17 protein-coding genes and 2 tRNA genes are annotated in these 21,394 nt (G+C 65.0%); 16 read left to right on the forward strand and 3 right to left on the reverse strand.

The window, feature by feature from the left end:
• Position 1 precedes the first annotated feature (1 nt).
• Together JOE69_RS12940 and JOE69_RS12945 are read right to left on the reverse strand one after the other, a co-directional pair.
• Positions 2-1,201: an acyl-CoA dehydrogenase family protein gene (locus JOE69_RS12940; protein ID WP_309799340.1), complete on the reverse strand. Its 1,200-nt coding sequence runs from the start codon at positions 1,199-1,201 to the stop codon at positions 2-4.
• Entirely contained in the window at positions 1,198-2,415 is a 1,218-nt protein-coding gene (locus JOE69_RS12945; protein WP_309799342.1) for an amidohydrolase, read from the reverse strand. Before JOE69_RS12945 ends, JOE69_RS12940 begins: the two co-directional genes overlap by 4 nt.
• 298 nt (positions 2,416-2,713) lie before the next feature.
• On the opposite strand from JOE69_RS12945, the gene kdpF reads away from it, so the two are divergent.
• The 16 genes from kdpF (at position 2,714) to JOE69_RS13025 (ending at position 19,826) form a co-directional block, all read left to right on the forward strand.
• Positions 2,714-2,818 (forward strand): K(+)-transporting ATPase subunit F, encoded by a 105-nt coding sequence (gene kdpF, locus JOE69_RS12950; protein ID WP_296364305.1) that lies wholly within the window; start codon positions 2,714-2,716, stop codon positions 2,816-2,818.
• Positions 2,819-2,822: 4 nt separating this feature from the next.
• Positions 2,823-4,469: a potassium-transporting ATPase subunit KdpA gene (gene kdpA / locus JOE69_RS12955; RefSeq protein WP_309799345.1), complete on the forward strand. Its 1,647-nt coding sequence runs from the start codon at positions 2,823-2,825 to the stop codon at positions 4,467-4,469.
• Complete coding sequence (gene kdpB, locus JOE69_RS12960) at positions 4,466-6,613, forward strand: potassium-transporting ATPase subunit KdpB (RefSeq protein ID WP_309799347.1); 2,148 nt, start codon at positions 4,466-4,468, stop codon at positions 6,611-6,613. Before kdpA ends, kdpB begins: the two co-directional genes overlap by 4 nt.
• 1 nt (position 6,614) lies before the next feature.
• Positions 6,615-7,211, forward strand: coding sequence for a potassium-transporting ATPase subunit C (locus JOE69_RS12965; protein WP_309799349.1), 597 nt, complete (start codon positions 6,615-6,617; stop codon positions 7,209-7,211).
• A gap of 31 nt (positions 7,212-7,242) precedes the next feature.
• The gene (locus JOE69_RS12970) at positions 7,243-7,875 is read left to right on the forward strand and encodes a hypothetical protein (protein WP_309799351.1); all 633 of its coding nucleotides are present in this window, start codon (positions 7,243-7,245) and stop codon (positions 7,873-7,875) included.
• A gap of 84 nt (positions 7,876-7,959) precedes the next feature.
• The gene (locus tag JOE69_RS12975; RefSeq protein ID WP_309799353.1) at positions 7,960-10,548 is read left to right on the forward strand and encodes a DUF4118 domain-containing protein; all 2,589 of its coding nucleotides are present in this window, start codon (positions 7,960-7,962) and stop codon (positions 10,546-10,548) included.
• The gene (locus JOE69_RS12980; protein ID WP_296364299.1) at positions 10,545-11,228 is read left to right on the forward strand and encodes a response regulator; all 684 of its coding nucleotides are present in this window, start codon (positions 10,545-10,547) and stop codon (positions 11,226-11,228) included. Before JOE69_RS12975 ends, JOE69_RS12980 begins: the two co-directional genes overlap by 4 nt.
• A 173-nt stretch (positions 11,229-11,401) precedes the next feature.
• On the forward strand, positions 11,402-12,556 hold the full coding sequence (locus tag JOE69_RS12985; protein WP_309799355.1) for a serine hydrolase domain-containing protein: 1,155 nt from the start codon (positions 11,402-11,404) through the stop codon (positions 12,554-12,556).
• A gap of 69 nt (positions 12,557-12,625) precedes the next feature.
• On the forward strand, positions 12,626-14,362 hold the full coding sequence (locus JOE69_RS12990) for an ABC transporter permease (RefSeq protein ID WP_309799357.1): 1,737 nt from the start codon (positions 12,626-12,628) through the stop codon (positions 14,360-14,362).
• Positions 14,363-14,400: 38 nt separating this feature from the next.
• Positions 14,401-15,738 carry an ABC transporter ATP-binding protein gene (locus tag JOE69_RS12995; protein ID WP_309799360.1) on the forward strand — a complete coding sequence of 446 codons (1,338 nt, stop codon included), beginning with the start codon at positions 14,401-14,403 and terminating at the stop codon, positions 15,736-15,738.
• 42 nt (positions 15,739-15,780) lie between these two features.
• Positions 15,781-16,425, forward strand: coding sequence for an MOSC domain-containing protein (locus JOE69_RS13000; protein ID WP_309799362.1), 645 nt, complete (start codon positions 15,781-15,783; stop codon positions 16,423-16,425).
• Between the two features lie 261 nt (positions 16,426-16,686).
• On the forward strand, positions 16,687-18,576 hold the full coding sequence (locus JOE69_RS13005) for a DEAD/DEAH box helicase (protein WP_309799364.1): 1,890 nt from the start codon (positions 16,687-16,689) through the stop codon (positions 18,574-18,576).
• Positions 18,577-18,793: 217 nt separating this feature from the next.
• Positions 18,794-19,174 carry a LysM peptidoglycan-binding domain-containing protein gene (locus tag JOE69_RS13010; protein WP_309799367.1) on the forward strand — a complete coding sequence of 127 codons (381 nt, stop codon included), beginning with the start codon at positions 18,794-18,796 and terminating at the stop codon, positions 19,172-19,174.
• A gap of 164 nt (positions 19,175-19,338) precedes the next feature.
• Positions 19,339-19,410 (forward strand) — tRNA-Thr (locus JOE69_RS13015).
• Positions 19,411-19,474: 64 nt separating this feature from the next.
• Positions 19,475-19,551, forward strand: a tRNA-Met gene (locus JOE69_RS13020).
• A 116-nt stretch (positions 19,552-19,667) separates the two neighbouring features.
• On the forward strand, positions 19,668-19,826 hold the full coding sequence (locus JOE69_RS13025) for a hypothetical protein (protein WP_309799368.1): 159 nt from the start codon (positions 19,668-19,670) through the stop codon (positions 19,824-19,826).
• Positions 19,827-20,121: 295 nt separating this feature from the next.
• Here the strand turns inward: JOE69_RS13025 and JOE69_RS13030 are convergent, their stop codons facing one another.
• A complete protein-coding gene (locus tag JOE69_RS13030; RefSeq protein ID WP_309799370.1) occupies positions 20,122-21,276 on the reverse strand; it encodes a UDP-N-acetylglucosamine 2-epimerase in 1,155 nt (384 codons plus the stop codon).
• Positions 21,277-21,394: the final 118 nt, after the last annotated feature.

The raw sequence follows: 21,394 nt of genomic DNA on the forward strand, positions 1-21,394 counted from the left end.
TTTAGGACGGATGAAAAGCGGAATGCCCGGTGAGGTACTGACCCAAAATCAGTGTGTGCACTTCATCTGTGCCCTCGTAGGTCCGCACCGATTCCAAATTATTGGCATGCCGGAGCGGTGAATAATCCAGCGTGATGCCATTGCCGCCAAGGATGCTCCGAGCTTGGTGGCAAATTTCCAGGGCCTCGCGAACGTTATTGAGTTTGCCCACCGAGATCTGTTCCGGCCGCAGTGTGCCAGCGTCTTTGAGTCGGCCGGTATGCAAAGCGAGCAACTGCCCCTTTTGCAGTTCCAGCATCATATCCACCAGCTTGGCCTGGGTCAGCTGATAAGAAGCCAACGCCGATCCGAAGGGTCTACGTTCCGCGGCGTAGCCCAATGCGGCTTCAAAGGCATCCCGGGCAGCACCCATCGAGCCCCACATGATCCCGTAGCGGGCTTCATTCAAACAAGAGAATGGTCCGCGCAATCCTTGCGCAAGCGGCAAGATTGCCTCCGCTGGCAGCTCGACGTCGTCGAACCGAACATCGCACTGGATCGAGGCGCGCATCGACAGCTTGCCGGTGATCGGTTCAGCAGTGAAGCCCGAGGAAGACGTCGGCACCAAGAACCCGCGCACGCCTTCGTCGGGTACTGAAGCCCAGACGACGGCGACGTCGGCCACCGAGGCCAGGCCGATCCAACGCTTGGCGCCGTTGAGCCGCCAACCGTCGGCGGTGCGCACCGCCGTCGTACGCATTGCACTCGGATCACTGCCGGCTTCTGGCTCAGTCAAGGCGAAGCATCCGATGAGTTCGCCACGCGCCATCAAAGGCAGGTAGCGCTGTTTCTGTGCTTCGCTGCCCCAACGGTGGATTGCGGTCATCGCCAATGATCCCTGCACCGAGACGAAAGTGCGGATCCCGGAGTCACCCGCTTCGATCTCCATCGCGGTCAAACCGTACTCGACGGCGGACGCCCCGGCGCAGCCGTAGCCGTCCAGGTGCATGCCGAGCACGCCGAGGGCGCCCAATTCGGGGACCAGTTCCAGCGGGAAATAGGCGTCCTCGAACCAGCGGGCGATCTGCGGTTTGATCCGGCGCTCGGTGAATTCTCGGATCTTGTCCCGTTGCGCCAGCTCCGCCTCGCTCAGCAGCGAACCCAAATCGAGCACGTCATGCCGGCCCAGCAGGTCGTGCTCGCCGGACGTCTGGCCGTTCACAGCCCGGTCATTTCCCGGGAGGCGACCACGCCCTGCCGGGTCTCGGGGTCGTAATGATAGACCGGCTTGCCGCCGATGAACACTTGGTTCGCCCGTTGCATGACGTCCAAGGGATCGCCGCTCCAGAGCACGAAGTCGGCGTCTTTCCCGGTTTCCAAGGAGCCGATCCGGTCTGCCAGGCCCAGCACCTTGGCGGGATTGATCGTGATCGAACGCAGGGCGGTATCCCGGTCCAGGCCTTCTTTGACGGCCAAAGTGGCTTGGTGCACCAGGAAATGGATCGGCACCACCGGATGGTCCGTGATGATGGAAATCTCGACGCCGGCCGCAGCCAGTTTCCCGGGATTGGCCAATGAGCGGTTGCGCAATTCCATTTTGGACCGGGAAGTGAACAACGGCCCGATCAGCACCGGAATTTTCTTCTCCGCGAGCAGCGGCGCCAGCAGATGCGCTTCGGTGCCGTGATCGATCACCAGCTGGTAGCCGAACTCTTCGGCGATCCGCACTGCCGTGGCGATGTCGTCGGCGCGGTGCGCGTGCTGCCGCCAAGGGATTTCCCGGTTCAGCACCAGGCCCAAGGCTTCGAGCTTGAGGTCCTTGGCCTTGCGTTCTTTGGCCGGCGTGGCCAGATAGTCCCGGGCTTCCTGGAAGGCTTTGCGGATCACCAAGGCGGTGCCGAGCCGAGTGGAGGGCGTTTGCTTCTTCTCGCCATAGACCCGCTTCGGATTCTCGCCCAGCGCCGCTTTCAAACCGCTCGGGCTGCGCAGCACCATTTCGTCCACGTAGCCGCCATGGGTGTGCAGCGCGACCGCCAATCCGCCCACCGGATTGCCGGAACCGGGATTGACATTGACCGCGGTGATGCCGCCGGCGAGCGCATCGTCGAAGCCCATTTCCCGTGGATTGATCGCGTCCAGAGCCCGGACGGCAGCCATGATCGGGTCGGTCATCTCGTTGGTGTCGTTGCCCATCGGGCCTTCGGCCTCTTCGTGCACGCCCAGATGGGTATGCGCATCGATGAGCCCGGGCACCAGCCACTGCCCGGCGGCATCGACGACGTCGGCGCCGCGGGGCGCCTTGACCGCAGGCCCGAGCTCGGTGATCTTGCCGTTCTTGACGATCACGCCGCCGTCGAACGCTTCGCCGGTCACGGGGACCACGTGGGCATTCAGGATCGCCAGGGTCGGGGTGGACTTATGGGGCTTCGTGGGCACGGTAGGCCTCTCTGTGGGCACTTTGCAGATGTCCTCCCAACCTACTCCGTCCGCAACTCCACGGCGAGGACTCCGGCGCCCGGTAAGGATTCCGTAAAGGCCCGGCGGCGGAGTGTAAGAGTGTCGTAAAGACCGGCCTCGGACGCGGAAAACAGGCGTTGCATGGAACTGCCGCCCACTTCGGGCGGCATCAGTTTTCCGTGAAAGGACAGGACATGTCAGACCTCGTTGTCGTCGTGATTTTCCTTGCTTCTGCCGCCGCCGTGATGTGGCTGGCGAAAGGGGTGGCCAAGCTCTAATGCCCGCCGTATCCGCACTCTTTGTTTGGCTGCCGCTGGCGATCCTCGGATTGGCACTTTGCGGCTACCTGATTGCTGCCCTGATCCGACCGGAGAAGTGGTAGCCCGATGACCTTTTCACTCGCATCCTTTCTGACTCAAGCCGCAATCCTGCTGGTTCTGCTCGCGGCGGCGCACAAACCCCTGGGCCTCTACATGGCCCGGGTCTTCGAAAGCACCAAGAACTACCTGCCGGAACGCGTCTTCTACCGGATCGCCGGGGTCGATGCCGCAGCGGACCAGAAATGGTCCACCTACCTGCGCAGCGTTTTGGCTTTTTCCGTGGTGGGGATCCTGTTCGTTTTCCTGTTGCAACGGCTGCAAGGCCTGGTCGCCGGCCAAGGCGAGGCGGTGGACCCGTGGATCGCGATGAACACTGCGATCTCCTTCGTCACCAACACCAACTGGCAGACCTACGCCCCGGAAGCCACGGTCGGCATCCTGGTGCAGATGCTGCTGCTCGCGGTGCAGAACTTCCTCTCCGCAGCGGTCGGCATCGCGGTCGCGATTGCGCTTGTTCGGGGGATCAAGCGCAGCAAGACCGACGAGATCGGCAATTTCTGGGTTGACCTGTCCCGGGCCGCGTTCCGGATCCTGTTGCCGATCGCGATCGTCGGGGCCGTAGTCTTCCTGGCCACCGGGATCGTGCAGAACTTCACCGGCAGCCCGGTGACGAATGCCGCTTTGGGCGTGCAGCAGCAGATCCCCGGCGGCCCGGTCGCCTCGCAGGAAGCAATCAAGCTCCTGGGCACCAATGGCGGCGGCTACTTCAACGCCAATTCGGCGCACCCCTTCGAGAACCCCAATGCATACTCCAATTTGTTCTCGATTTTCCTGATCCTGGTGATCCCGTTCTCGCTGACCTACACCTATGGCCGGATGGTCGGCCAACAACGCCAGGGCTACACGGTGTTGACCGTGATGGCCGGGCTGTGGGCGATCAGCACTGGTCTGATGGCCTGGGCGATGGCCGCGGCCGGCCCTTTGGGCGAAGGCTTCGAACAGCGCTTCGGCCCGGCGGCGAGTTCGCTTTTCGCCTCCGCGACCACGCTGACCTCCACCGGTGCCGTGGACGTGGCGCATGATTCGCTGCCGCCGTTGGCCGGTGGCATGGCACTGCTGAACATGATGCTCGGGGAGATCGCCCCCGGCGGTGTGGGTTCGGGACTGTACGGCATGTTGGTGCTGGCTATCATCTCGGTGTTCATCGCCGGGCTGATGGTCGGCCGGACGCCGGAGTTCATGGGCAAGAAGATCACTGCGAAGCAGATGAAATTGGCCGCGATGTACATCCTGGTCACCCCGACCCTGGTGCTGGTCTTCACCGGTATCACCATGCTGATCCCGGATCAGCTGGCGAATGCGGCAGCCTCCCCGCAAAACAGTCCGCACCAATTCTCCGAGGTGCTCTACGCCTTCACCTCGGCGGCCAACAACAATGGCTCCGCGTTCGGCGGAATCACCAGTTCCGGACCGTATTTCGCCACGCTGCTGGGCTTGGCGATGTTCTTCGGCCGGTTCATCCCGATCATCCTGGTGCTTGCGCTGGCCGGCTCGCTGGCCCAGCAGAAAGTCGTTCCGGCCTCCTCCGGAACCGTGCCGACCCACGGACCGCTCTTCGCCACGCTGCTTCTGGGCATCTCCGTGGTGTTGACCGCTCTGACTTATTTCCCGGCCCTGGCTCTGGGCCCGCTCGCAGAAGGTCTCGCGAAATGAATACCACTACCGTCTTGCCTCCCCGTACCGAATCCGAACCCGCCCCGAAGCGGGTCAAAGCTCCGGCGAAGCTTTCCATCAGCGCCGTGTCCGCGGCGCTTCCAGTTGCGCTGAAGAAACTTTCGCCACGGCAGATGGCTCATTCGCCGGTGATGTTCACGGTGCTCCTGGGCGCCGCGGTCTGCACCGTGGTCGCGGTGCTCGCGCCGAGCGTGTTCAGCATCGCGGTGACCCTCTGGCTCTGGCTCACCGTGCTCTTCGGCACGCTCTCCGAAGCGATCGCCGAGGGACGCGGCAAAGCCCAGGCCGCGAGCCTGCGGGCCGGCCGGACCTCGGTGCTGGCCCGGAAAGTCCTGCTCGACGGCGGACGTGCACCGGCGGTGATGGCCGATCTGGCCGGCGCGGAGTTCGTACAGCTGGCCGCGACCGACCTGGCCGTGGGCGACGTCGTCGTTTGTTCGGCGGGGGACACGATTCCCTCGGACGGGGAGATCATCGCCGGGCTGGCGAGCGTGGACGAATCCACGATCACCGGCGAATCCGCACCGGTGATCCGGGAGTCCGGCGGCGACCGCAGCTCGGTCACCGGTGGCACCAAAGTGCTCTCCGACCAGATCCTGGTGCGGATCACCGCAGCACCCGGGCAGACCTTCATCGATCGGATGATCCGCTTGGTGGAAGGCGCTACCCGGCAGAAGACGCCGAACGAAATCGCGCTCAACGTGCTGCTGGTTTCGCTCACCATCGTGTTCGTGATCGTCGTCATGGCGTTGGCGCCGATGGCCTCGCTGGCGGACGCGGTTCCGTCGCCGATCGTCTTGGTGGCGCTGCTGGTCTGTTTGATCCCGACCACCATCGGGGCCCTGGTCCCGGCGATCGGCATCGCCGGGATGGACCGCTTGGTCCAGCACAATGTCCTGGCCACCTCGGGCCGGGCGGTGGAGACCGCCGGCGACGTCGACACCTTGCTCCTGGACAAGACCGGAACCATCACCTTCGGCAATCGGCGGGCCGTGGGCTTCTTTCCGGTGCCGGGAGTAAGCGGCAGCGATCTGGTCGAGGCGGCGAGGCTCTCTTCGCTCGCCGACGAGACTCCGGAAGGCCGATCCATCGTGGAACTCGCGGAACACCGCGGGGTCTATGAACCCAGCCTGGAATTCCTGGAATCCCGCGCCCGGGTGGGCGAGGTCGAGCTGCAGGCCATCGAGTTCACCGCAAGCACCCGGATGAGTGGTCTGGATCTGGTGCAGAACGGAATCCGCCGGGAAATCCGCAAAGGCGCCGCGAGCGCCGTCGAACGGCATGTCGCCGAGGCCGGATTCGAGCTGCCTGAGGCGGCCCGGGCCGAGGTGCAGCGGATCGCCGAATCCGGTGGTACCCCGTTGCTCGTCGCGGAAAACGGCCGGCCGTTGGGCGTGGTGGAACTCGCCGATGTGGTCAAACCCGGCATGCGCGAGCGCTTCGAGCAGCTGCGCACCATGGGCATCCGGACCATCATGATCACCGGCGACAACAAAGTCACTGCTGCCGCGATCGCTGCTGAAGCCGGAGTCGACGACTTCGTCGCCGAGGCGACGCCGGAAGACAAGCTCGCGGTGATCAAACGCGAGCAGGACGCCGGACACCTGGTCGCGATGACCGGCGACGGCACCAACGACGCTCCGGCACTCGCCGCCGCCGACGTCGGGGTGGCGATGAACTCCGGCACGCCCGCCGCCAAAGAGGCCGCGAACATGGTCGACTTGGATTCGGACCCGACCAAGCTGATCGACGTGGTCGGCATCGGCAAACAACTGCTGATCACCCGCGGCTCGTTGACCACTTTCTCGGTGGCCAACGACGTCGCGAAGTATTTCGCGATCGTGCCGGCGCTGTTCGCTGCCGCGTTCCCCGGTCTGGGGCTGCTGAACATCATGGGCTTGTCCTCGCCCAACACGGCGATCCTCTCCGCAGTGATCTTCAATGCGTTGATCATCATCGTCCTGGTGCCCTTGGCCTTGAAAGGCGTGAAATACCGCGCAGTGACCGCAGGGCAGGCATTGGCCCGCAATTTGCTGATTTACGGAGTCGGCGGTTTGATCGCGCCGTTCATCGGCATCAAAATCATCGATCTGCTCATCTCTCTGATTCCAGGACTGAATTGATATGAATACTTTTACTTCCTATCTGCGCCAATTCGGCACCGCCTTCCGACTGTTGCTGGCGGCGACGCTGGTGCTCGGCCTGGGCTACCCGGCGGTGGTCTGGGGCGTGGGGCAGCTGGCCTTCCCGAGTCAGGCGAATGGTTCGATTGTCTTGGTCGACGGGCAGCCGGCAGCGAGTTCGCTGATCGTGCAGTCGCCCGCCGACGGCCTGGGCCCGGAGTGGTTCCGCCCCCGGCCGTCTGCGGTGAATTGGGACCCGACTTCCTCGAGCCCGAGCAACTTGGGCCCGAACGATCCGAAGCTGGCCGAATCCATCGCCCAGTTGCGGGCCCAGGTTGCCAAGGACGAGGGCGTCGTCGAAGACCAGGTGCCGCTCGATGCGGTGACCGCCTCCGGATCCGGGTTGGATCCGCAGATCTCTTCCGGCTATGCCAAGCTGCAGATTCCGCGGATTGCCGCGGCGACCGGGTTGCCGGAGTCGGCGCTCGCGGACCTGGTGGCGAAAAACACCACGTCGGCACTGGAATCGCTGCTGGGCCAGGAAGCTGTCAACGTGACCAGGCTGAATCTGGACCTGGCTGCTGCGGTCCGGAAATAGCCCGGGGCCTCGGCCCGGACCGGATGCCTGGATGCCGGAGGTCGGAGTACTGGAACGTGGGAAGGAAGTGCAGATGTGCGGTTGGCTGGACGCGATCGCGTTGGACGAGTCGGACGCGCTTGCCGGGGACGCCGAGCAGGTGCTGTTCATCGGTGGGCGGCCCGGCGTCGGAAAGCGTTCGTTGGTTTCCGAGTTGCACGGCCAATTGGCGCGGCAACGGGTCAAGCACGCGGTGATCGAAGGGGCCGGCTTGGATCTGGCTTATCCGCCGGGGTGGGAGCACTTGCTGGCGGAGCGGAACTTGGCTGCGATCTGGAACACGTACCGGGAGCTGGGCTACCGGAGGCTGATCTACAGCAATACCGGGAGTGTCTGCCAAGTCGCCGGGTTGGTCGAGGCGATCGGCGGGCGGCCCAAGGTCGCCGCGGTGCTGCTGACCGCGGGGGATCGCACCGCGGCGCAACGCCTGGCCGGGCGGGTGCCGGAGCACGAGCTCGCCGGGCAGGTCGAGCATGGCAATCGTACGGCCCGCCGGCTCACGGAGAACACGCCGGGATGGGTGAACCGGATCGATACCGAGAACCGATCGGTAGCCGGGTTGGCGGTCGAAGTGCTGCAGTTGACCGGCTGGAGCCAGGCTGCCGGCACAGCCAGATCGGGCTAGCCCGGAGCCGGGCCGGGTGCGCCGGAAGCGCAGCTGCGGAAGGGACCAGGAAAGGAATGGCTGGGGATAGGCGAAGATAGGACCATGGCTAGAGGCACCTTGAGGATCTTGCTCGGCGCAGCACCGGGCGTCGGCAAGACCTACACCATGCTCGAGGAAGCCCATCAGAAGGTCGCCCAAGGGGTGGACACCGTGGTGGCGCTGGCGCTGCACCACGGCCGCAAAGAGACCGCGAGCCTGCTCGACGGTTTGGAAATCATCCCGCCCAAACGGGTCGAGTACCGGGGCTCGAGCTTCGACGAGATGGATGTCGAGGCGGTCTTGCGGCGGGCGCCGCAGCTCGCCCTGGTGGACGAGTACGCGCACACCGTGGTCGGCGAAGGCGTCGCCCGGAAACGCTGGCAGGACGTGGAGCTCCTGCTGGCCGCGGGCATCGATGTGATTTCCACACTGAACATCCAGCATTTGGCGTCCTTGGGCGATGTGGTCAGCCAGATCACCAACACCAAACAAGGCGAAACGGTGCCGGACGATGTGGTTCGCCGGGCCAACCAGATCGAACTCGTGGACATTTCGCCGGAGCTTCTGCGCCAGCGGCTCAGTGCCGGCCACGTGTACGCGGCGGACAAAGTCGATGCGGCGCTGGCGAATTATTTCCGGATGGGCAACCTTTCCGCTTTGCGCGAGCTGGCGCTGCTCTGGCTGGCCGACCAGGTCGAAGACGGCTTGTCCGCCTACCGGGCGGACAACCGGATCGAGGCCAGCTGGCCGACCCGGGAACGGGTGGTGGTCGGCCTGACCGGCGGAGCCGAGGGCGAGGTACTGATCCGCCGGGCGGCGCGGATCCTCGCCCGGGTCTCCGGCGGCGAATTGCTGGGCGTGCACGTCCGCGCCGCGGACGGGGTGCTGGGCGAATCGCCGCGTGAAATCGAGGCGCAGCGGCAATTGCTCAAGGACCTGGGCGGCAGCTACCACAGCGTGACCGGCGACGATCCGGCGCAGGCCTTGCTGCAATTCGCCCGCAGCGCGAACGCCACCCAACTGGTGGTCGGGACGTCCCGGCGCAAATGGCTGGCCCGGCTGCTCAAGGGCCCCGGGGTGGGCAGCAAGGTGGTGCGCGGTTCCGGGGACATCGACGTGCACATGGTTTCGCACCCGCTGGGCGCCAAAGGCATCCGGTTCCGGAGGGTGGGCGCCCCCGGCCGGCGCCGGCTGATCCTCGGCTTCGCACTGGCGATTTTCCTGCCCTCCCTGATCGAAGCGGTGCTGGCCACCTGGGTGCCGGACAACTTCGTCACGGACACCTTGCTGCAACTCGTCGGCTGCGTCATCGTCGCGGTCGTGGGCGGACTCTGGCCGGCGCTGTTCGCTGCCGTTTTCAGTTCCCTGCTGCTCAATTTCTTCTCCGCGGAACCGACCCTGACCTTCAGCATCGCAGACCCGGAGAACCTGTTGTCCCTGGTGGTGTTCGTGCTGGTCTCCGTGGTGGTCGCGGTGGTCGTGGATGTGGCCACCAGAAGGACCCGGGAGGCGCTCCGGGCGGGTGCGGAAGCCGCCACGCTGAGTGAATTGGCGAGGGGAGCGGTGGCCGGGGAGGATTCTCTGCAGACCTTCCTGGACCAGGTACGCGAAGCCTTCCGGGTGGATTCGGTGGCTTTGCTGGTCGACGATTCGGCGGATTCAGGCGGTGCGGAGCAAACCAGATGGCGGCTTGAGGCCGCTTCCGGCGAAAACCCGCCGTTGGCACCGGAAACCGCGGACAACTCGGAAGAAGTAGAGCCGGGGTTGGTGCTGGCCTTGGACGGTCGGGTGCTGGATGCTTCCGACCGCCGGCTGCTGGCCGCGTTCGGGGCGCATCTGGTCGCCTTGCGGCAACGGATCCAGCTCAATGCCAGCCGGCGGGAGAACATGCGGTTGGCGGAAGGGAACACGATGCGCACTTCGATCCTGCGTGCCGTCTCGCATGACCTGCGCACTCCTTTGGCCGCGATCAAACTGTCGGTGAGCAGCCTGCGCCAGGAAGAAGTCCATTTCGCGCCGGATGACGAAGCCGAGCTGCTCGCCTCGATCGAAAGCTCGGCGGACCGCTTGGACGCCTTGGTGGGCAACCTCCTGGACATGTCCCGGATTTCCTCGGACGCGGTCAACCCCTTGCTCGGACCGGTGCGTTGGAGCGATGCGATCGATGCCGCGCTGCTGGGCCAGCCGGAGGGCGCGGTGCGGCTGGAATTGCCGCCGAACATGCCGGCGGTCGAGGCCGATCCCGGGATGCTGGAACGGGTGATCGCGAACGTGGTGGAGAACGCGCTGAAATATGCCCCGGATTCCGATCTGGTTTTGGTGGGCACGGTTTCCGGGATCCCGATGATCGATGGGCATCCGGCCAGCGAATTGCGGATCGTGGACCATGGCCGCGGGGTGGCGGCCGAAGATGTGGTGGCGATGTTCCGGCCGTTCCAACGGCTCGACGACGTCCCGGCCGGTTCCGGAGTGGGGCTGGGCCTCGCCGTGGCCAAGGGTTTCACCGAAGCCATGGGCGGTGTGCTCAGCGCCGAAGCCACTCCCGGAGGCGGCCTGACCATGGTGGTCCGGCTGCCGCTCAGTGCCGGCCGGCGGGCAGCGCCGACCGGTGATATCGACCCTGCACACTCCCAGGAAAGGGGAGCGTTGTGACTACCGTGCTCGTCGTAGACGACGAACCGCAAATTCTCCGTGCTTTGCAGATCAACCTGCACGCGCACGGATACACCGTGCACACCGCGGCGAACGGCGCCGATGCTTTGGCGAGCGCGGCCGCGCACCGGCCGGACGTCGTCGTCCTCGACCTGGGCTTGCCGGACATGGACGGCTTGGAGGTGATCGCCGGGCTGCGGGGTTGGACGGCGGTGCCGATCATCGTGCTGTCGGCCAGACACGCCTCGGAAGAGAAAGTGGCGGCGCTCGACGCCGGTGCCGATGATTACGTGACCAAGCCTTTCGGCTTGGACGAGTTCTTGGCCCGGTTGCGGGCCGCGCAACGCCGCTCCGAAACCGATTCCGACGGTGCCGCTTCCGCGACCGTGGCAACCGACGACTTCGTGGTGGATTTGCAGGCCAAAAAAGTCATGCGCGGCGGCCAGCGGGTGCGTTTGACCCCCACCGAATGGTCGATTTTGGAGTACCTGGCCCGGAACTCGGGGCGGTTGGTCTCGCAGCAGCAACTGCTGACCCAGGTCTGGGGCCCCGCCTACGCCAAGGAGACGCAATATCTGCGGGTCTACATCGGGCAACTGCGCCGGAAGCTGGAACCCGATCCGGCGAATCCGCGGCATCTGCTCACCGAAGCCGGCATGGGGTATCGGTTCGAGCCGTGACCGCTGGGCGCCCGGCAGTGCGGCTCGCCGAGTAGGTCCCACGAAACCGGACGCGACGTGATTCCGGGCCGGGTCGGTTGGGCCGCCGGGTCGGTTGTCCTGGCGAAAGCGCCGTGCGAGGTCTACGCTCAACTCCGTTCAGGCTTTTGCTCCGTTCGGGAAGTGGGCGTGTGATGTCGGGATTCGAAGCGGTTTGGGAATCGATCGACCGGAAAGTGGCAGCCGGTTACCTGCCCGGCGCGGTGGCCGGAGTGCGGCGCGGCGGGATCACCGAATTCCATGCCAGCGGAGTGAAGGCGCTCGGCTCGCCGGAACCGATGACGGAGCGGACCCAGTTCCGGATCGCCTCGTTGAGCAAGCTGGTCGCGGGGGTTCTGGGTGCCATGGCCTTGGCCGACGGGTGGTTCGGGCTCGACGATCCGGTCGCGGCTTGGCTCCCCGAGTTCGCCGAACCCCGGGTCCTGCTGGATCCAGCTGGCCCGTTGGCGCAGACGGTTCCGGCGCAGACGCCGATCACGGTCCGGCATTTGTTCAGCTTCACGATGGGCACCGGGGTCATTTTCGAGCCCACACCGTTGCACGAGGCAGTGCAGAGTGCCGGCATCGGTGCGGGACTTTTTCCGCCCGAAATGAGCGCCGACGAGTATCTCGCCAGGCTCGCCGGCTTGCCCCTGGCCGATCAGCCGGGCAGCCGGTGGATGTACAACACCAGCAGCGACGTGTTCTCGGTGCTGATCGCCCGGGCCGCTGGGACGCCGTTGCGGGAAGTGCTCGCGGAGAAGATCACCGGACCGCTGGGGCTGGAGTCCACCGGGTTCTTCGGACGTGCAATGGATCTGGCCACGCAATACACTCCGACGCCGGGCGGCCTCCAAGCCATAGACCTGCCGGACGGCGGGTTCAGCAAACCGCCGAAGTTCGAGACCCTGGCCGGCGGACTGGTGTCCACGGTGCCGGACTACTTCAGGTTCCTCACCGCGCTGGCCGACGGCGAGCTCCTGCCGGAGGCGCTGAAAACCCAGATGGTCTCGGACCAGTTGCGGCCGGAACAGCGCGCCGGGGCTTACCCGATTCTCGGCCGGGCCGAGGGCTGGGGCTGGCAGACCGGCGTGACGATTGCCCTGGGCGATAATGCCCGGTCGGTCGGCAGTTATGGCTGGACCGGCGGCAGCGGCTGCAGCGCCGGCGTGGATCCGGCGCGCGACCTGGTCGGCGTCGTGATGAGCCAGCGGGCAATGACGGAGCCGGATGAGAGCTTCGATTATTTCTGGGCACCATTGGCCGGAATCGGTCCGGATCCCGGAACGGCCAGTTCCAACCCGGCTTAATTCCCCGGTCACAAGCGTCTGCTAAGGTGCCCTCAAGAGCCTAGATCCGCTGGCAGCTGGGGGGTGCGTATGTCGTCTCAACGGTCTTTTCCAGGCACCGGCACACTGCGGCGTCCGGTTTTGCGCTGGATCGATCTGGTGGTCGGCGGCGGGCTGGTGGTTTTGCTCTTCGGGGTGATCCGGCTGGCACCGGATCTGAATGTGCCTTTCGACGTCGGAAGCGCCCCGGCCGAGGTGTCCACCGATCCGGAGATGCTGCCGTATTACGCCTTGCGCTCGCTGCTGCGGATGTTCATCGCCTTGGCCTGCAGCCTGCTGTTCACCTTCGTCTTCGCCACCGCGGCCGCCCGGTTGCCCCGGGCCCGGAAGGTGTTGCTGCCGATCCTGGACATCTTGCAATCGGTGCCTATTCTGGGCTTCCTCTCGGTGACCGTGACCGCCTTCATCGCGCTGTTCCCGAACTCGCTCCTGGGACTCGAAATGGCGTCGATCTTCGCGATCTTCACCTCGCAGGCCTGGAACATGGCCTTCTCCTTCTATTACGCACTGGTATCCCAGCCCAAGGAACTGGACGAGGCTGCCCGGTTGATGCGGTTGACCAAGTGGCAGCGCTTCTGGAAACTGGACGTCCCGGCCGGCATGATCCCTTTGGTCTGGAACGGGATGATGAGCTTCGGCGGAGGCTGGTTCTTCCTGGCCGCTTCCGAAGCGATCACGGTGAACAACCAGAGCTACGCGTTGCCCGGGGTGGGCGCCTACGTCGCCAGTGCCGTGGAAAAAGGCGAATTGGGCAACGTCGGCTGGGCGATCCTGGCCATGGCGATCATGGTGATCGGAGTCAACTTCCTCTTCTGGCGCCCCTTGGTGGCCTGGGCGGAGAAGTTCCGGCAAGAGGAGACCCCGGCCGCGGACAAGCCGCGCAGCGTGGTCTTGGACCTGCTCCGCCGCTCTTCGATCCCCTACGGGTTCGGCCGGGCGCTCAAACCCGTGGCCCGTGGTCTGGAAGTCGCGGCGCGGCCGTTCGGCATCGCGGAACACCCGTTGCGGGTGCCGGTACTGCGACGCCGGGTGGGCGATGTGCTGCTCTGGGTGCTGGTCGGCGCTGCGATCGGTTACGGCGCATGGCAGGCCGCGCTCTTCATCCAAGCCGGCCCGGGATTCGGGACCTTCGCCGAAGCGGCCGGACTCGGTGCGGTCACCATGATCCGAGTCGCCGTGGTGATGGTGCTGGCCACCCTGATCTGGGTTCCGATCGGGGTTTGGATCGGGATGAACCCGAAGGTCAGCAGACTGGCCCAGCCGGTGGTGCAGCTGCTGGCGAGTTTTCCGGCGAACTTCCTCTTCCCCTTCGTGATCGCCTTCTTCGTGGCCTCTGGAATTTCCCTGGACTATGGCGGGGTGCTGCTGATGGCGCTCGGCGCACAGTGGTACATCCTGTTCAACGTGATTGCCGGGGCATCGGCGATCCCCACCGACTTGAACCAGGCGATGCAGAGTTTCGGCGTCTCCGGCTGGCAACGTTGGCGGCGGCTGATCCTGCCTGCCGTGTTCCCCGCTTACGTCACCGGAGCGATCACCGCTGCCGGCGGGGCCTGGAACGCTTCGATCGTTTCCGAGATCGTCACCTACAACCAGCAGACCCTGACCGCGACCGGTCTGGGCAGCTACATCGCCCAGGCCACCGCCAGCGGAGACATGGCACGGGTGCTGGTCGGAGTGATTCTGATGTCGGTGTTCGTGGTCGGCCTCAACCGACTGGTTTGGCGGAGGCTGTACGCGCTCGCCGAATCCCGTTACGCCCTCTGAAACGCTTCGCCCGCCCTTTTCGAGAATCAGGAGTCCGAATGAGCAATCCGACCTCTCTCATCAGCGTTGCCGGAGTTTCGATGAAATTCGCCACCCCGGGTGGTGAATTGACCGTGTTGGAAGACATCGATGTGGAACTCGTCGAGGGCGAGATCGTCGCGCTGCTCGGCCGGAGCGGATCCGGCAAGAGCACCCTGCTGCGCTGCATCGCGGGGCTGACCGCGCCCAGCTCGGGAACCGTGGCCTACCGCGGCAACCGGCTCAACGGCGCCAATGAAGGAACCTCCATGGTCTTCCAGTCTTTCGCGCTGCTGCCCTGGCTGACCGTTCAGGAGAACGTCGAGCTGGGCCTGGAAGCCCGGTCGGTTCCGCTGGCCGAACGGCATGAACGGGCGCTCAAAGCGATCGACTTGATCGGCCTGGACGGCTTCGAAACCGCGTACCCGAAGGAGCTCTCCGGCGGCATGCGGCAACGGGTCGGCTTCGCCCGGGCCCTGGTGGTGGAACCTGACGTGCTGCTCATGGATGAGCCGTTTTCCGCGCTCGACGTGCTGACCAGCGAAAACCTCCGCGGTGAATTGCTGCGGATGTGGGCCGATGGGACTTTTCCGACGAAGACCGCGTTGATCGTGACGCACAATATCGAAGAAGCGATCCAACTGGCCGATCGGGTGCTGATTCTGGAATCCAACCCCGGCCGGCTCAAGGCCGAGTTGCTGATCGATTTGCCGCAACCGCGGGACAAACGCTCGATCGCCTTCGAAGCCCTGGTCGACCAGGTCTACGAAATCCTCACCGGGCAGCGCAGCCCGGAGCGGAATCGTCCGGCCAGTGCCGCAGGTTCGCCGTTCGGCGGCACCGCGACCGAATACGACACGCCATTGCCGGAGGCCAGCACCGATGCCCTGGGCGGCTTGGTTGACCTGTTGGCCGAGCTCGGCGGGCAGGAAGGACTGGCCGAGATCGCGGAGGAACTCCGCTACGAGATCGACGATCTGCTGCCCCTGGTCGACGCCGCGCAATTGCTCAAACTCGCCTATCCGACCGGGGGGCAGCTCCGGCTCAGCGAGCAGGGCCGGCGCTTCGCCGCGGCCGATACCCTGCGTGCCAAAGAACAGTTCGCCACGTTGGCGCTGGAGGAGGCCCCGCTCGTGCGCAGCATCGTCCGTGAGTTGCGCAAGCAGGAGAGCGGCAGCCTGCGCGCCGAAACCGTGGTCGAGGAGCTGCTCAGGAGCTACAGCGACGAAGATGCCCGGCAGCAAGTCGACACTGCGATCGACTGGGGCCGGTACGCGGAGCTGTTCGAATACGACTCGGCCTCGGATCGGATCCTGATCCCCGGCCACCGGGACGCGGCCGAAGACTCCGGAGCCTGAGCGGCTGCCTGATCGGCGTCGGCCGGCTCGTACAATGCAGTGGTGAACTCCAAAGGGACCTTGCTCGCCGTCTGCCGTCTGCATGCGCTCACCCCCGACGCCAATGCATTCGGATTGACCGCGATCGACAAACGCCCGGTGGCCGGCCCGGTCAAGGTGACCAAATACGGGCTCTATGCCGATGTCCAGGTCGACCGCAAAAACCACGGCGGTCGGGACAAAGCGCTCTATGCCTATGCACAGCACGACGCCGAGTACTGGCAGGAGATCTTGGGCTATCCGGTGCCGCCGGGCCTGTTCGGCGAAAACCTGCGGATTGCGGGCCTGGACGTCAATCAGGCGCTGATCGGCGAACAATGGCGGATCGGCGCCGAAGTGCTCGTTGAAGTCACCATGCCGCGAACGCCCTGCGCCACGTTCCAGCGACGCCTGGACGAGCCGCAATGGGTCAAACGGTTCAGCCAAGCCGGAAGGGTCGGGCCGTATTTGCGGGTCCTGGAAACCGGCAGCATCGAAGCCGGCGACGTCGTCGAGGTCGTGCACCGGCCCGGGCACGGCGTGCGTATCGCGGAGTGGTTCGCACACCCCACGGCAGAGCTGGCGCAGGCGTTGCTGGCGGATCCGGACCTCGACGTCGCGGCAGCTTTTGAGCCATACTTCGAGAAGGTGTTTCGGCGCGAAGCCTGAAAGGAGCCGAGGTGTGCGCCATCTCACCCCGCTGTTTTCTTGAGTTCGCGCGGCGGGGTGCGGCTGATACCTTACAATTGAACAGACCCCTTCTTACGGAATCCCTTATTCTTATCTGTTTCTTCCTGCCCAATTCTTGAGGCAGGAGTGTTCGTGTTGGGCCCCGCATCGTGCGGGCTTGTGCCTAGGGATAGCCGTGAGGTGAATGACTGGAAGCGTGACACACGCGGTCCGGCCCTAGTGCAAATGAGGAATATCCCCATGTCCGAAAACACCCAGAACAACAGCGCCGAAAATCACAACGGTGCCGCCGAATCCGAAGAGAAAGACATTCTCTTCACCGACTTCGGCCTTGACGGCCGAGTGCTCGCAGCGCTGAAAGACGTCGGCTACGAAAAGCCTTCGCCGATCCAGGCAGCGACCATCCCGGTGTTGCTGGAAGGCCGCGACGTCGTCGGCCTGGCCCAGACCGGGACCGGAAAGACCGCAGCCTTCGCGCTGCCGGCGCTGTCCCGGATGGCGGATCTCCCGGCGACCAAAGACACCCAGATCCTGGTGCTGGCACCGACCCGGGAACTTGCCCTGCAGGTAGCGGAGGCGTTCTCCTCCTACGCCGCGCACATGGACAACTTCACCGTTCTCCCGGTCTACGGCGGATCGGCCTACGGCCCGCAGCTCGCCGGCTTGCGCCGGGGCGCTCAGGTCGTGGTCGGCACCCCCGGCCGCGTGATCGACCACCTCTCCAAGGGCTCGCTGGACCTGTCCAACCTGCAGTACCTGGTCCTGGATGAAGCTGACGAGATGCTGCGGATGGGCTTCGCCGACGACGTCGAGCAGATCCTGGCCGAAACCCCAGAGGACAAGCAGGTCGCCTTGTTCTCCGCGACCATGCCCGGCCAGATCCGCCGGATCGCGAAGAAGTACTTGAACAACCCGGCGGAGATTTCGGTAAAGGCCAAAACCACCACCGGCGAAAACACCCGCCAGCGCTACCTGCAGGTGATGGGCCCGCACAAGCTCGACGCGATGACCCGGATCCTCGAGGTCGAAGAGTACGACGGCGTGATCGCCTTCGTGCGCACCAAAATGGCTACCGAAGAGCTGGCCGACAAATTGAAGTCGCGGGGTTACCGTGCCGCAGCGATCAACGGCGACATCCCGCAGCAGCAGCGTGAGCGCACGGTCGAAGCCCTGCGCTCCGGCAGCATCGACGTCCTCGTCGCCACGGACGTCGCAGCCCGTGGTCTGGACGTCGAGCGGATCAGCCTGGTGGTCAACTACGACATCCCGCACGACACCGAATCCTACGTGCACCGGATCGGCCGTACCGGCCGTGCCGGCCGCTCCGGCGATGCGATCCTGTTCATGACCCCGCGGGAGAAGTACTTGCTCCGGGCCATCGAGAAGGCCACCCGTCAGCCGGTCGAGCAGATGCACCTGCCCAGCGCGGACACCATCAACAACCTGCGTTTGAACAAATTCGCGGACCAGATCACCGAGACCCTGGGCTCCCAGGAACTTTCGGTCTTCCGGGACCTGGTGACCACGTACGAGCAGGAGCACGATGTCACCGCTGCCGAGATCGCGGCCGCACTGGCCTATATGGCGCAGGGCGGCGAATCGTTGCTGGTGAAGGATCTGCCGGCCGCTCCGGAGCACCAGAAGCGCGAACGTTCCAAGGACGGCTTCGGATCCCGTGGCCCGACCCGTGCACTCACCGAGGGCAATGCGACGTATCGGATCGCGGTCGGCCGCCGGCAGCGCGTGTTGCCCGGTTCGATCGTCGGCGCCATTGCCAACGAAGGCGGATTGTCCTCCTCGCAGATCGGCGGCATCGACATCCGCGCCGACCACACCTTGGTGGAACTCCCCGCGGACCTGAGCAAGGATCAGCTCCGGGCGCTGTCCAAAACCCGCATCGGCGGTGAACTGATCCGCTTGGAGTTGGACTCCGGCCGCAAGCCGCGCGCCGAGCGCGAATCCGAAGGCTACAGCGGCGGCGGGTACAAGGGCCGGCGTGAAGGCGGCGAGCGCGGCTACGGCGCGCGTTCGACCGGTGGCGGACACACCGGGCACGGTGCCGGCGACCGCAAGCCCCGGCACGGCAAGACCGATGGTTCCAAGGATTTCAACCGCAAGGGCAAGTGGTAGTCCACTGCGCGGTCCGGCCGGTTCGGGTGAACAATTGCCGAATGCCGGCTTAACGCAAGCTGACGGTTTCCGGAGAAATTCCCCGGGTATGACAGCACCCCTTGGCAGCGGCATCGCCAGGTCCTAGCATCGGTCATGTCATGCTGATTGCATGGCATGACCGGCGCGATGACTGGCTATCCGCAGTATCGCGCCCGACGGTTGGAAGGTGTTTCCTATGGGACTGTTCGATGACATCAAAAAGAATGTCGAAGATGTTGCCAAGAATGTCGGCGACGCAGTAAACGATGCGTTCAATCGCGACCAGAATCAGAATCAGGATCAGCAGGCCGAACAGCCCGCGGAAGAAGCTCCGGCGGAGCAGCCGGCCGCCGAAGAGGCTGCTCCGGAAGCCGCCCCGGTGGAAGAAGCTGCTCCGGTAGCCGAAGAAGCCGCGCCGGTGGAGGAAGCCGCCGCGCGCCAGGTGACCGTTGCCGACGGCGACAACCTGTCCGCGATCGCTGCCGCGAACGGTGTGGATCTGCAGGCGCTGATCGAGGTCAACGGCATTGAGAACCCGGACTTGATTTTCCCGGGCCAGGTGCTGACTCTGCCGTAGTCGATTCTCTGGGCACACGCAGCGGACTCGGCTGGGAAACCTGGTGTTTTAGCGGGCTTCCGGCTTGCCGAGTCCGCTGCGTGCGTCTGGCTTCGGGGTGAAATCGCTCGGTTGCGAGGTCGATTTCCCCCCAGCTGAATCCGCTGGTAAAGTATTCATCTGTTGCCCCCCTAGCTCAGTGGTAGAGCGCGTTCTTGGTAAGAACGAGGTCACCGGATCGATTCCGGTGGGGGGCTCGCAATGGGTAGGCTCGTGTCAAGACGGTTTTGGCCGGCAAAGGCACGGGCCAATCCCATTTATGGCGGTGTAGCTCAGTTGGTTAGAGCGCACGACTCATAATCGTGAGGTCGGGAGATCGAGCCTCCCCACCGCTACCAGTACAGGCCCGGAACCAGCGTTCCGGGCCTGTTGTGCGCCCGGCTCCCGATGCGGGGCGGCCGCGGCCCCACCGATCGGGTGAGCGCGCCGTTGATCTGCAGCAAGGTGGAAGCCGATGCGATTCACCCGCGGTGGTGGGCCGGCCTGGACGCCCGAAATGGCGGCGCGTCAGGGCAGGTCCTGGCGCCGCCGGGCGTTGTCGGCCTGCTGTCTGCTGGTGTCGCCGGTGCGCCTGATTGTCGACAAATTCTTCGCGTTTGAAAAAGCTCAGTGAATCCTTAGCGGACACTTGGCAGTAACTGCCAAGCTGTCAATTCAGCTCAGTTTCCCTAGTGGAGCCAAAGTGCCGGCCCGGCATCCGTCCTGGATTGGTTCAGCAAGCCAGGTTGGCTGACGAGTCACCGGGCAAAACTGGTGCGCCGCGCAATTGGGGAAGCGCGGCGCACCAGCAGTGAGGGCGGTTGCGCATTGGGATACGCAGCCTTTATGTAAGGACAGACAGACACGTCCATCCTCCACCCGGTGCCGCTTTGGGGAGTCGGCACCGAGAGGTTCATGGGATTCCTGGTTCAGGAGACCAGTTCGGCACCCGTCCGGACGGGGCGGATGAAGTTCCGACTGGATGCGGCAGGCGCTGGCCGGAGGCTCGTTTCGCCGAGTCCGAGCAGTTTGCTGACTGCTGCGGCGCATCGGAGCGAGGCCAAGCCATCGCCGAACGGATCTTCGCTCGGAGTGCTCAGTGGTGGGCTTTGCAACGCCGATTCGATCTGCCCGGCGATCTTGATCGGGTCTACCGGAGAGGACCCGGGTCCCGCCGAAGCAGCTGGCAATACCGGTTTGCCGAGGGCGCCGGCTTCCGTCAGCACGCTGGAATCGTCGGTGAGCACGAGTTTGCTCCGGGCGAGCAGGCGGCAGTAGCTGCGAAAATCCAGCGAGCCGCACAGCGTCACGTTGGGCAGGGCCGTGGCCGGTCTGCGCCACCGGAAATTTCCCATTGCCGCTGGTGCAGAGACCAAATAGCTCCGCTCCGGGTGCTTCGCTGCGGAATCCAACATCGCGTCCACTATGCCGGCTACCGCGGCGTCGTCCTTGCCGCCGCGGAGGATGGCCAGAATCGGAGTTGCAGAGCCGGTGAGCAGTCGCCGGAGGGGAGCCGGAGTCGAATCCGGACGACGCCCGGCTTGCGCGGAGGAGATCCCGTGCAGCAGCGAGTCGATCGTGGTACTGCCGGTGAGTTCGATCGAGGCTGCGGGCACACCTTCAGCAAGCAGCTGATCGCACCCGGCGTGGTTCGCTTCGAGATAGAGGTCGGCAGTTCCTCCGGTCGGGTGCCGATGTCGGATTTTGGTCGCCAAGGCGGCAGCCGAGGTGTCCAGGCTGGCCAAGGGAATCAGCAGGTGTGCTGCTGCCATGGCCAGGGCCGAAGAGTCCCGCCCGGAGGCGTGGACGAGCACGGCGTCGGGCCGGTTGGCGGCCAAGAACTGACCGGCTTCGGCCAGCAGCTGGCCGAAGCCGAGCCGCGCATGACGGGATTTCCGGTTTTGCGGAAAAGCGTGTTCGGGCCGGATGCCGAAAAGCCCTGCTGCCAAGGAAGGCCCCGCCATGTGGTCGTGCGGGGCGACGACCCGGACGGCAAGTTGCGATGAATCGGCGAGGCGGGCTGCCACGGGGGCGACCTTGATCGCCTCGGCGTGGGTGCCGAAATAGGCCAGGACCGTTTTCATCGGGCGTTGAGTTCCTCTTCGTGGATCGTCGGTGTGTGCAGAACCCGGTGGGCCAGGTTCGGGAAGGGGTACCCAGGGTTCGGATCTTATGACGCGGCTTTTCCGGAAAACACTTGTG

The sequence above is a fragment of the Arthrobacter russicus genome, from assembly GCF_031454135.1.
In the GTDB taxonomy this organism is placed as follows: Bacteria; Actinomycetota; Actinomycetes; order Actinomycetales; family Micrococcaceae; genus Renibacterium; species Renibacterium russicum.